The sequence below is a fragment of the Type-E symbiont of Plautia stali genome, assembly GCF_059731115.1.
The window spans coordinates 405,160-417,126 of record NZ_AP035906.1; the positions used below are offsets into that span (position 1 = coordinate 405,160).

Sequence of the window (11,967 nt, forward strand, 5' to 3'; positions counted from 1 at the left end):
CTATACTTGCCGGGAGACTTTGACCGGCAAGGAAAACCGCATGATTACTGTTCACCATCTGGAAAATTCCCGTTCGCATCGCGTGTTGTGGCTGCTGGAAGAGCTGTCGGTGCCGTATCAAATTAAGCGTTATCAGCGCGAGGACACGCTGCTGGCGCCGGATTCATTAAAGAAGATTCATCCGCTGGGTAAGTCGCCGGTGATTACTGATGGCAATCGGGTGATCGCCGAGTCAGGGGCGATTCTGGCGTATCTGCAGCAGAAATATGATAGAGAGCATTTGTTCGCCATCACGGATGAGGATGAACAGATTCAGGCGCGTTACTGGCTGCATTACGCAGAAGGGTCGCTGATGCCATTGCTGGTAATGAAGCTGGTGTTTGGGCAACTCGGGAAGAAGCCGGTGCCGTGGATTTTACGTCCGGCAGGCGTGGCGTTGAGCAAAGGGATTCAGAAGGCCTGGTTGAACAAGCAGCTAAAACTGCACAGTGGCGTGATTGAGCAGCATCTTAGCCAGCATCGTTATTTCGCCGGGTCACGGTTTAGCATCGCCGATGTGCAGATGAGTTTCCCGCTGCTGGCGTTGGAAGTGCGGGGATCGTTGAAAGAGATGCCGGCCACCGCACGCTGGCTGGAATCGATGCAGCAACGTGCTGCCTGGCAACGCGCGATTGAGCAGGGCGGGGCGATTACGTTTAGTTAGTTTGTCGCTGCAGTGCTGTGGGTTGGGTGCTGTGAGTTGGGTACTATAGGTTGAGTACTGTGGGTTAGTCGTTATGGGTTGGGTGCTGTGGATTATCGCTGTGAGTTGGGTGTCATGCCCAGCAAAGGCCCGCCCGATCGCAAAGGAATAACGCATCCATGCAGATCGGCCGCGCCGTCCATGGCGCGGACGCTTTGCTCTTCGGGCGGGCCTTTGCTGGGCCTCAAGTTAATTATCGCTTCATGAGGCATCCACCTCTTACCATCGGTGCAGTTGGGGAGGAAAACTGTGCGATGAATGAAAAATATCGATATTTTCCAGCCAGTTCCGACCCCTTAAGTTTCGCCAAAAGCAGTGTAACCACGTTGTTAACCCGCGCCAGTCTGCGCTTTATCCTGCCTGATAATCGATTAGTAGTTGAAAACCCCATAGCAAACGCCAGATAATCGTTTGCCTTTTTCCGTGTCCCCCTTTTACGACCTGGAATACGCGGCCACGTAAACGTTTGCCTCTTTTCTCTTTGAGAACCTTCACCAGGATGATGCGCAAACGCGGGCCGTGGGGCTCATTACATCTTAAAAAACGCAGAGGATTTACTATGTCTGGCGACTCACGCCCGGCCAGTGGAAAACTGGACGCCTGGTTCAACATCTCGGCACGCGGCAGCAGCGTGCGTCAGGAAATTTTGGCGGGGCTAACCACCTTTTTAGCCATGGTTTACTCCGTCATTGTCGTACCGGGTATGCTGGGTAAAGCCGGCTTCTCGCCGACTGCCGTGTTTGTAGCGACCTGCCTGGTCGCCAGCTTTGGTTCGATCATCATGGGATTGTGGGCCAACCTGCCCATGGCGATCGGCTGTGCGATTTCCCTGACCGCCTTCACCGCGTTTAGCCTGGTGCTGGGCCAGCACATTAGCGTCCCGGTTGCCCTTGGCGCGGTATTCCTGATGGGCTTGCTGTTCACGTTGATTTCGGTCACCGGGATTCGCGCCTGGATTTTGCGTAACCTGCCGATGGGCGTGGCGCACGGCACGGGAGTCGGTATTGGCTTGTTCCTGCTGCTGATTGCGGCCGATGGTATTGGCCTGGTTGTGAAGAACCCAGCGCCGGGCTTGCCGGTGGCACTCGGCCACTTCACCTCGTTCCCGGTGATTATGGCGCTGATCGGGCTGGCGGCCATCTTTGGTCTGGAAAAACGTCGTGTGCCAGGCGGAATTTTGCTGACCATCGTAGCGATTTCTGTGGTGGGTCTGATCTTTGATCCGGCTGTCACCTATCAGGGGCTATTCGCTATGCCGAGCCTGAAGGATGCCAACGGCCAATCCGCGATGTTTAGTCTCGATATCATGGGTGCGCTGCAACCGGTGGTGCTGCCAAGTGTGCTGGCGCTGGTGATGACCGCGGTATTTGATGCCACCGGCACCATTCGTGCAGTGGCGGGCCAGGCGAATCTGCTGGATAAAAACGGCCAGATCATTAACGGTGGCCGCGCGTTGACCACCGACTCCGTCAGCAGCCTGTTTGCCGGTTTAGTCGGTGCTTCGCCTGCGGCGGTGTATATCGAATCTGCAGCCGGAACGGCTGCGGGCGGTAAAACTGGCCTGACAGCGATTGTCGTCGGTCTGTTGTTCCTGTTGATTCTGTTTATGTCCCCACTGGCCTATCTGGTTCCGGCCTACGCGACGGCGCCAGCGTTGATGTACGTTGGCCTGCTGATGCTGAGCAACGTGGCGAAGATTGACTTCAATGACTTTGTCGATGCGATGTCGGGTTTGGTCACTGCCGTGTTCATCGTCCTGACTTGCAACATCGTGACTGGCATCATGCTCGGCTTCGGCTCGTTGGTGATTGGCCGCCTCTTTGCGGGTGAATGGCGCAGGCTGAACGTGGGCACCGTGGTGATTGCTGTTGCACTGGTGGCCTTCTACGCGGGTGGTTGGGCCATCTGACTTTTGAACGCGCTTATTTCCAGATAAGTCTCTTTCTGGTTCACGCCGCACGCAGGGTTGCCCCTTTGTGCGGCGTTTTGTTTTACACTTTCCTGCGCAACAACATCGCTTTAATGAAATTGATTCGCCTAAGGAAAGCATGGAAATCTTCTTTACTATTCTCATCATGACGCTGGTGGTGTCACTCTCCGGCGTGGCGGCGCGCATATTGCCGTTCCAAATTCCCCTGCCGTTGGTGCAGATTGCCGCTGGTGCATTGCTGGCCGTGCCGAGCTTTGGCCTGCATGTCGATTTTGACCCCGAACTGTTCCTCGTGCTGTTCATTCCGCCATTGCTGTTTGCCGATGGCTGGAAAACGCCGATTAACGAATTCCTGCACCACGGACGCGAAATCATGGGCCTGGCACTGGTGCTGGTGCTGATTACCGTGGTCGGAATTGGTTATCTGATTTACTGGCTGGTGCCGGGTATTCCACTGATCCCTGCCTTCGCGCTGGCTGCGGTGCTGTCACCTACCGATGCCGTGGCGCTCTCCGGCATTGTCGGGGAAGGGCGCATCCCGAAAAAGATCATGTCGATTGTGCAGGGCGAAGCCCTGATGAACGACGCATCCGGCCTGGTATCACTGAAGTTTGCGGTCGCGGTGGCGATGGGCACCATGGTGTTTACCTGGGGTGGCGCCAGCGTGGAGTTCCTCAAAGTGGCGATCGGCGGTCTGGTCGCGGGTGTGGCGGTATGCTGGCTATATGGCCGCTCGCTGCGTCTGCTGAGCCGCTGGAGCGGTGACGATCCGGCGACGCAAACCGTGCTACTGCTGCTGCTGCCTTTCGCCTCTTATCTGATTGCTGAGCATCTGGGCGTGTCAGGTATCCTCGCGGCAGTTGCGGCGGGTATGACCATCACGCGCTCTGGCATTATCCGCCAGGCACCGCTGGCGATGCGTTTACGTGCGAATAGCGTATGGCAGATGCTGGAGTTTGTGTTTAACGGCATGGTGTTCCTGATGCTGGGCCTGCAACTGCCGGACATTCTGGAAACCTCCGTCGCGCAAGCCAATGCCGATCCGAACGTCGAGCTGTGGATGCTGTTCACCGATGTTGCCCTGGTGTATATCGCCTTGATGATCGTGCGCTTTGGCTGGTTGTGGATGATGCAACGTGCCAGTTTGCGTTTCCTGAAGAAGAAGCCGCTGGAATTCTCTAACTACTCTTTCCGCGAGTTGCTCATCGCCTCTTTTGCCGGTGTGCGTGGTGCCATTACGCTGGCCGGTGTGCTGTCGATTCCGCTGTTTCTTAGCAATGGCGAACCGTTCCCGGCGCGCTATGAGCTGGTGTTTATTGCCACCGGCGTGATTCTGTTCTCGCTGTTTGTCGGGGTGATTCTGCTGCCGATATTGTTACGCGGTATGGAAAGCACCGATAAATCGGGACATCGCCGTGAAATCCAGCATGCGCGTGCGGCAATGGCCAATGTGGCGATTGAGAGCCTGCACAAAATGGAGCAGCGGCTGGAAAACGATGCGGAAGAGAATATCGATCCGGAGCTGTTAAAAGAGGTCAGTTTGCGCGTGATTGGCAATTTGCGCCGCCGCGTGGTGGGCAAAGATGAGGTGGATCAGGCGTTGTTTGCCGAAAACCTGGAGCGTCGTTTCCGCCTCAATGCCCTGCGTGCCGAGCGCGCCGAGGTTTACCATTTGCGCGCGACGCAGGAGATTTCTAATGAGACGATGCAGAAGCTGCTGCGCGATCTCGATCTGCTGGAAGCGTTGCTGATTGAGAAAGAGGAGTAAGCACAGCTCAATAGCTGGCATATAGCGTCGCTACACTGATAACCGTGGCGGCGCGTCCGGCCAATGCTCGCGGCAGCAATCGATCCACGCCTGCGCACTGCGCGACAGATAGCTGCCTTCTCGCCAGATCAAACCCAGACTCCACTGCAACTCCGATTCCAGTGGCAACCATAGCAGCGATTGCTTATCCAGCCGCTGGCAAATCGGCTCGGGTAAAATTGCCAGTCCCATTTCGGCTTGTACCATTGCTGCCAGGAAATCCCACTGCGCGCTGCGCACCGCAATCTCCGGCGTCAGCCCCTGACGCTGAAATGCCTTCATCAACTGACGATTAAGCGAGAACTCTTCATTCAGGATCAGCAGTGGATGAGCCGCCAGTTCCTTGAGACCCAGGCTGCTGCGATTGAGCCACTGCGCGCTGCGCGGCAGCAGCACGCACAAAGGATGACGCATCAGTTCCAGCGTATTGAGCGGCAAATCCGCATCGACCGGCAGCGCAGTGAGGGCGATATCCAGCCCGCCGTTCAGCACGGCCTGCTGCACCGTTAAGCCGCCGGACTCAACAATCTTCAACTGCACACCCGGATAGCGGCGGCGAAACGCGGAGATCGAACCGGCGATCTGCATCCCGACCATCGGCGGGATACCCAGCCGCAGTTCACCGGTTTTCAATTCATTGATATCGCCAATCTGCGCTTCCAGTTGATGAAACTCCTGCAGAATCGCCAGCCCGCGTTGATACACCGCCTGACCGCTGTCGGTGAGATGCAGCTTGCGGCCCTCACGCAGCAGCAGCGTGCAGCCGAGTTCTTCCTCTAACTGGCGCAGCATTTTGCTGATGGTAGGTTGCGTGACAAACAGCTTCTCAGCGGCACGGGTGAAACTTTGCTGGCGTACCACCTCGGTGAAATAGCGCAGGGCGCGGACGTCCATCAAGCATTCCTTTTTGGCATAGTTTGAATAATTTTAATTCATTTCTTTCACAGTTTGACGCGGATTTATACTAAGCCCAACGTTTAATTCTGGGGAGAAGGAAAATGGCGCTTGCATTGAGTCCGCGCAGAACGGACATCCTGCAACGTGTTTTTGTGCCATTGCAGTTGGTGCTGTATATCGGCCTGTTTATGGCCAGCGACAAACTGGTGAGCTGGCTGCATTTGCCGCTGCCTGCCAATGTGGTGGGAATGGTACTGCTGTTGTTATTGATCATGACACGCGTGGTGCCGCTGCGTTGGGTGAAAGCCGGGGCCAACTGGCTGCTGGCGGAAATGCTGTTGTTCTTTATTCCTGCGGTGGTGGCGGTGGTCAATTACAGCGATTTATTGCGCAGCGAAGGCTGGCGCATCTGTGTAGTGATTGCGGTGAGTACCTTATTAGTGCTGGCGGCGACCTCGCTGGTGGTGGATCGTCTGTACCGCTTCGAACTGGCGCGTGCGGCGCGTAAGCAGGCACATCATGGCTGATTTCATCATTAGCCTGCTGTGTCTGGCGCTGACGCTGCTGGTCTATTACGTCAACAAACGCCTCTATCGCCGCAAACAGACATTGCTGCTGATGCCGCTGGTAATGACGCCGGTGGTGCTGGTGGCGCTGCTACTGCTGACGCACGTCAGCTGGAAGGATTACATTGCCGAGAGTCATTGGCTGATCTGGCTGCTGGGCCCGGCAACGCTGGCGTTTGCCGTGCCGGTGTATGAGAACCTGGAGATCATCAAGCGCCACTGGTTATCGCTGAGTGTCGGCGTGTTAACCGCCACGCTGGTGGCGGTGTGCAGTTCGGTATGGCTGGCGCGACTGCTAATGCTGCCGGAAACCATCCAGCGCAGCCTCGCGGTGCGCTCGATTACTACGCCATTTGCACTGGCGGCTGCACTGCCGATTGGCGGCCAGCCGGATTTGGTGGCGCTGTTTGTGGTGATAACCGGGGTGTTTGGCATGGCAGTAGGCGATGTGCTGTTTCTGCGTATTGCCATCAAGCAGGGCGTGGCAAAAGGCGCGGGTTTTGGTGCTGCGTCGCACGGTGCGGGAACGGCTCGCGCTTATCAATTAGGTCAGCAAGAGGGTGTGGTATCGAGCCTGGTAATGATGCTGTCAGGCGTGGTGACGGTGATTCTGGCACCGCTGTTGAGCCACTTGTTATGGGCGGCCTGATGGTCGCTTTTTGCGCACTGTCATCGATTTTTACGTAAAGGTTTCCAAATAAAGTTGTCTCCTGCTGCCAGGCTGTTACCCTTTGCGCCGACTTATTTGTCCTTCATGGAGTGGAATCATATGTTTAAGCAACTTGTTACTGGAAGCGTATTGGGTCTGGCACTGCTGAGCAGCGGCGCGCAGGCAATTGAGGGCAGTGTTGACGTGGGTGAGCATAGCACCAACCTGAACCTTGGCCTCGGCACCACCTCTCCTGGCCTGTTCCTGAAAGGCAACTGGCTGCGCAGCGATCACGATGGCAGCACCTACGGTCTGGGCGCGGGCTACAACATCGATTTTGGCGACTTCCGCATTGCCCCTACCGCCAAAGCACTGTTCACCCATCCGGAAGATGGTCGTGATGGCTTCACCGTGGCTGTAGGTGCCGGTGCACAGTACAACTTCAACAGCATGTGGGGCCTGTACGGCGAATACTACTACGCGCCGGAAGCGTTCTCCGATCGTCTGGACAGCTACAAAGAAGCGTCTGGTGGTCTGAGCTTCACCCCGATTTCACTGCTGAATCTGCGTGTGGGTTATCAGTACATCGAGCTGAACAACAAAGGCGATCGCAAAGACAACGTGCTGGTCGATGGCCCATACGTGGGCGCGTCACTGCGTTTTTAATGATGAAACCCGATGCACCTGATGGCGCGTCGGATTCATCATCGCACAAACTGAATGCCGCCCATTTGGGCGGCATTTTTTGTTTAGTGCGCTTTGCCCTGCGAAATGCCTACGCCCGTTTGTGAACGAATAAACTGACCACGGAATTTAGCCCGCTCTTCAGCACCCTGTCTGGAGTGATCGGTAATCGAGAACAGCCAGGTACCGATAAACGCTGCCGCCATTGAGAACAGCGCCGGATACTCATACGGATAGACCGGGGTGGCATGCCCCAGCACCTGCACCCAGATGGTCGGCCCGAGGATCATCAACACAACCGCCGTAATCAATCCCAGCCAGCCGCCAATCATCGCGCCGCGCGTGGTCAGCTTCGACCAGTACATTGAGAGCAAAATAATCGGGAAGTTACAGCTGGCCGCAATCGAGAACGCCAGTCCGACCATAAAGGCGATGTTCTGTTTCTCAAACGCGATACCCAACACAATCGCCACCACGCCAAGAATCAGCACGGTAATTTTCGACACCCGCAGCTCATCACGCTCAGTCGCCTGACCTTTGCGAATCACGCTGGCATACAGGTCATGAGAAACCGCAGAAGCACCGGCCAGCGTCAGCCCGGCAACAACGGCCAGGATCGTGGCGAAAGCCACCGCCGAGATAAAGCCAAGGAACAGGCTGCCGCCCACCGCATTCGCCAGATGCACCGCCGCCATATTGGTGCCACCAATCAGCGCGCCAGAAGCATCTTTGAAGGCTGGATTTGCGCCGACCAGCAGAATCGCGCCAAAACCAATGATAAAGGTGAGGAAGTAGAAATAGCCCATAAAGCCGGTGGCCCAGAACACGCTCTTACGCGCTTCACGTGCATCCGCCACGGTAAAGAAGCGCATCAGAATATGCGGTAAGCCAGCGGTGCCGAACATCAATCCAAGACCAAGAGACAGCGCCGATATCGGATCTTTCACCAGACCGCCCGGTTGCATGATCGCGGCACCTTTCGGATGGACCGCCATCGCTTCGGTAAACAGCGTGTTGAAGCTGAAGCCGGTGGCTTTCATTACCATAATCGCCATAAAGCTGGCCCCAAACAGCAGCAGCACGGCTTTGATAATCTGTACCCATGTGGTGGCCAGCATGCCGCCAAACAGCACATACATCACCATCAAAATCCCCACCAGTACCACGGCGATGTGATAATCGAGGCCAAACAGTAGCTGGATGAGTTTGCCTGCACCCACCATTTGCGCTATCAAATACAGCGCCACGACGACCAGCGAGCCACAGGCCGACAGGGTACGAATCGGTTTTTGCTGCAGGCGATATGACGCCACATCGGCAAAGGTATAGCGCCCGAGGTTACGTAAGCGCTCCGCAATGAGGAACAGAATCATCGGCCAGCCCACCAGGAAGCCGAGCGAGTAGATCAACCCATCGTAGCCCGAGGTGTAAACCAGCGCCGAGATACCGAGGAACGAGGCCGCAGACATAAAGTCACCCGCCATCGCCAGACCGTTCTGGAAGCCGGTAATATTGCCGCCCGCCGTGTAGTAATCGCTACGTGAACGGGTGCGTTTGGAGGCCCAATAGGTGATGCCGAGCGTCGCCGCCACAAACACCACAAACATGATGATGGCTTCGTAGTTGGTGGCCTGTTTTTGCACTGCGCCGGTAATGGCGTCGGCGGCAAACACGCTGGCAGGCACTACCGCTAACAAGGCTGAGAACAGGCGCTTCATGATTTCACCTCGCTCAGGATTTGTTTGGTCAGGCGATCAAACTCGCCGTTAGCGCGCCAGACATAGACGCCAGTGAGCAGAAACGACACCACAATGAGGCCAACGCCGATGGGGATGCCGCGTGTGACATTGGTGCCTTCATGCAGCGGCGTACCGAGCCAGCCAGGGGCAAAGGCAATCAGCAAAATAAAGCCGACGTACAACACCAGCATGATGATACTGAGCAACAGCGCAAAGGACTGGCGCTTGTGCACCAGTTCCTGAAAACGCGGATTACTCTCGATTTGTTGCCAGACTGCTTCCGGTTGATTTAGGGCTTCGTTCATCACAGTTTCTCCAGAGGAAAGGCAGGCAGATATCTCACGGTTAAATGATTTAAACTGCTGAATATTCTAGTTATATAGGTTTTGCGATGGTGAAAAGCGTACGGCGTAAGGTAGGGATGACGGAGAGTAGCCTGCCGTGAACAGGCTGACACTCTCCGTCGCGTCGATGCCGGTTACGGCATGGTGATGGACTGCTTCTCCTCCAGCAATTTCTCTACCACGCCCGGATCGGCCAGGGTTGAGGTATCGCCGAGATTACTGGTATCGCCCGCCGCGATTTTGCGCAGAATACGACGCATAATCTTGCCGGAGCGGGTTTTCGGCAGTGAGTCGGTCCAGTGCAGCACATCCGGCGTGGCAATCGGGCCGATCTCTTTACGCACCCAGTTACGCACTTCGGTATACAGCTCTGGCGAGGGTTCTTCGCCGTGGTTCAGTGTGATATAAGCATAGATCGCCTGGCCTTTAATGCTGTGAGGAATACCCACAACCGCCGCTTCCGCAATCTTCGGATGTGACACCAGCGCCGATTCGATCTCTGCAGTGCCGAGACGATGGCCGGAGACGTTCAGCACGTCATCGACGCGGCCAGTGATCCAGTAGTAACCATCTTCGTCACGGCGTGCGCCGTCTCCGCTGAAGTAGCGGTTTTTGAAGGTGGAGAAGTAGGTTTGTTCGAAGCGATCGTGATCGCCAAACAGCGTACGCGCCTGGCCTGGCCACGAATCGTTGATCACCAGATTGCCTTCAGTCGCCCCTTCCAGCGCATTGCCTTCGTTATCCACCAAGGCGGGCTGCACACCAAAGAACGGCTTGGTGGCCGATCCGGCTTTTAGCTCAATCGCGCCTGGCAGCGGCGTAATCATGAAACCACCGGTTTCGGTCTGCCACCAGGTATCCACAATCGGACAGCGGCTGTCGCCAATCTTCTTGTAATACCACTCCCAGGCTTCCGGGTTGATTGGCTCACCGACGGAACCCATGATGCGCAGGCTGCTGCGGCTGGTACCTTCAATCGCCTTGTCGCCTTCGGCCATCAGGGCGCGGATGGCGGTTGGCGCGGTATACAACAGCGTCACCTTATGTTTATCGACGACTTCAGCCATACGGCTCGGCTTCGGCCAGTTCGGCACACCTTCGAACATCAGGGTAGTGGCGCCGCAGGCCAGTGGGCCGTAAATCAGATAGCTGTGTCCGGTGATCCAGCCGACATCGGCGGTGCACCAGTAGACATCATCCGGATGGTAATCAAACACATATTTGAAGGTGCTGGCGGCATACACCAGATAACCCCCGGTGGTATGCAGCACGCCTTTCGGTTTGCCGGTGGAACCGGAGGTATAAAGGATAAACAGTGGATGCTCGGCTTCAACCGCGACCGGTTCGTGCTGATCGCTGGCCTTCGCCACCAACTCGTGCCACCAAAGATCGCGGCCTTCATGCCAGCCGGTGTCTTTACCGGTGCGCTTGAATACCACCACGTTTTTCACGCTGGTGACGCTCGGGTTGTTCAGTGCATCATCGACGTTTTTCTTCAGCGGAATGCTGCGTCCGGCGCGCACCCCTTCATCTGCGGTGATCACCAGTTTAGCGTTGGAATCCACTACGCGACCGGCCACCGCCTCCGGTGAGAAACCGCCGAAAATGACGGAGTGCACTGCGCCAATACGCGCACAGGCCAGCATCGCCACGGCCGCTTCCGGTACCATCGGCATGTAGATGGCGACCACATCGCCTTTCTTCACGCCAAGGCTCAGCAGCACGTTGGCAAAGCGGCACACGTCGCCGTGCAGTTCACGGAACGTGATGGTTTTGCTTTCGCTGGCGTCATCGCCTTCCCAGATAATCGCCGGGTGATCGCCACGCGTTTGCAAATGGCGGTCGAGGCAGTTGGCGGCGAGATTCAGCGCGCCATCTTCATACCAGCGAATAGAAATATTGCCCGGTGCAAAAGAGGTATTTTTCACCTTGCTGTAAGGTTTGATCCAGTCGAGGATTTTACCTTGTTCACCCCAAAAGGCGTCGGGATCGTCAACCGATTGTTGATACAGCGCCGCATACTGGTCGGCATTAATCAGGGCATTCGCTGCAACGGCAGCGGGTACAGGATGCTTATGTATTTGGCTCATGGCTGACCTCCTTGAAGATGTTAATCATATGTCAATCAAAGGTTAATTGAAGAGCGTGACTGGGCTTTGTTTCTGTTTTGTAGTCTGGATCACGACCTTTTGTATGCCTGAAAAGCGCCCGAATTCATACTGTTCATCACGGAAACCAATGAGGCCCAGTCTGGGATTTTTCGCGGAATCAGACGTTGTCTCTGGTTAAATAATCAGCAAACGCGCCAGGCGGTTTTTTGCCCGAAATTGAATAGCTATGCGGAAAATTATCGAATTAACACTTTTCATAACAGCGAGTTATGACTAAAAGTTAATGTCAGCATTTTATGCTACTCAGTTGCGCAGGATTTACGCTAACCCCCCAGGGGTTGCAATTACCGCAGTGAAAATGGTACTTATCTCGGCCCTGTTCAGCAGGTATCCACTCAGGCTGCATCATCGCGCAGGCGCAAAATGCTTACGCAGCAGTGTCTGATGCAGTCCACTATAACCCTCTATTTTATCGGGCTTTTGCTCACTTCCCTGTGC

General features: G+C 55.8%; 11 protein-coding genes. 7 read left to right on the forward strand and 4 right to left on the reverse strand.

Annotated features, from left to right (window positions below; all coding sequences use genetic code 11):
• Positions 1-40 precede the first annotated feature (40 nt).
• From AC6I8L_RS01795 to AC6I8L_RS01810, 4 genes are all read left to right on the forward strand, one after another.
• Positions 41-703 carry a glutathione S-transferase family protein gene (locus tag AC6I8L_RS01795; RefSeq protein WP_058960084.1) on the forward strand — a complete coding sequence of 221 codons (663 nt, stop codon included), beginning with the start codon at positions 41-43 and terminating at the stop codon, positions 701-703.
• A 158-nt stretch (positions 704-861) separates the two neighbouring features.
• Positions 862-1,149 carry a hypothetical protein gene (locus AC6I8L_RS01800; RefSeq protein WP_058960085.1) on the forward strand — a complete coding sequence of 96 codons (288 nt, stop codon included), beginning with the start codon at positions 862-864 and terminating at the stop codon, positions 1,147-1,149.
• A gap of 152 nt (positions 1,150-1,301) precedes the next feature.
• Positions 1,302-2,651: an NCS2 family permease gene (locus AC6I8L_RS01805; RefSeq protein WP_058960086.1), complete on the forward strand. Its 1,350-nt coding sequence runs from the start codon at positions 1,302-1,304 to the stop codon at positions 2,649-2,651.
• Positions 2,652-2,790: 139 nt separating this feature from the next.
• On the forward strand, positions 2,791-4,440 hold the full coding sequence (locus AC6I8L_RS01810) for a Na+/H+ antiporter (RefSeq protein ID WP_058960087.1): 1,650 nt from the start codon (positions 2,791-2,793) through the stop codon (positions 4,438-4,440).
• A gap of 30 nt (positions 4,441-4,470) precedes the next feature.
• Here the strand turns inward: AC6I8L_RS01810 and AC6I8L_RS01815 are convergent, their stop codons facing one another.
• Positions 4,471-5,373, reverse strand: a complete 903-nt coding sequence (locus tag AC6I8L_RS01815; RefSeq protein WP_058960088.1) for a LysR family transcriptional regulator — start codon at positions 5,371-5,373, stop codon at positions 4,471-4,473.
• A 104-nt stretch (positions 5,374-5,477) separates the two neighbouring features.
• On the opposite strand from AC6I8L_RS01815, the gene AC6I8L_RS01820 reads away from it, so the two are divergent.
• The 3 genes from AC6I8L_RS01820 to AC6I8L_RS01830 all read left to right on the forward strand — a co-directional run bounded on the left by AC6I8L_RS01820 (position 5,478) and on the right by AC6I8L_RS01830 (position 7,257).
• Complete coding sequence (locus AC6I8L_RS01820) at positions 5,478-5,903, forward strand: CidA/LrgA family protein (RefSeq protein WP_034826883.1); 426 nt, start codon at positions 5,478-5,480, stop codon at positions 5,901-5,903.
• Positions 5,896-6,591, forward strand: a complete 696-nt coding sequence (locus AC6I8L_RS01825; protein ID WP_034826881.1) for an LrgB family protein — start codon at positions 5,896-5,898, stop codon at positions 6,589-6,591. Before AC6I8L_RS01820 ends, AC6I8L_RS01825 begins: the two co-directional genes overlap by 8 nt.
• Before the next feature lie 120 nt (positions 6,592-6,711).
• Complete coding sequence (locus tag AC6I8L_RS01830; protein WP_034826879.1) at positions 6,712-7,257, forward strand: YfaZ family outer membrane protein; 546 nt, start codon at positions 6,712-6,714, stop codon at positions 7,255-7,257.
• An 83-nt stretch (positions 7,258-7,340) separates the two neighbouring features.
• Here the strand turns inward: AC6I8L_RS01830 and AC6I8L_RS01835 are convergent, their stop codons facing one another.
• The 3 genes from AC6I8L_RS01835 to acs form a co-directional block, all read right to left on the reverse strand.
• Positions 7,341-8,993, reverse strand: coding sequence for a cation acetate symporter (locus AC6I8L_RS01835; protein WP_034826878.1), 1,653 nt, complete (start codon positions 8,991-8,993; stop codon positions 7,341-7,343).
• Positions 8,990-9,319, reverse strand: a complete 330-nt coding sequence (locus AC6I8L_RS01840) for a DUF485 domain-containing protein (RefSeq protein ID WP_058960089.1) — start codon at positions 9,317-9,319, stop codon at positions 8,990-8,992. The genes AC6I8L_RS01835 and AC6I8L_RS01840 overlap by 4 nt, the downstream gene beginning before the upstream one ends.
• A 173-nt stretch (positions 9,320-9,492) precedes the next feature.
• Positions 9,493-11,448 carry an acetate--CoA ligase gene (gene acs, locus AC6I8L_RS01845; RefSeq protein ID WP_058960090.1) on the reverse strand — a complete coding sequence of 652 codons (1,956 nt, stop codon included), beginning with the start codon at positions 11,446-11,448 and terminating at the stop codon, positions 9,493-9,495.
• Between the last annotated feature and the right edge of the window lie 519 nt (positions 11,449-11,967).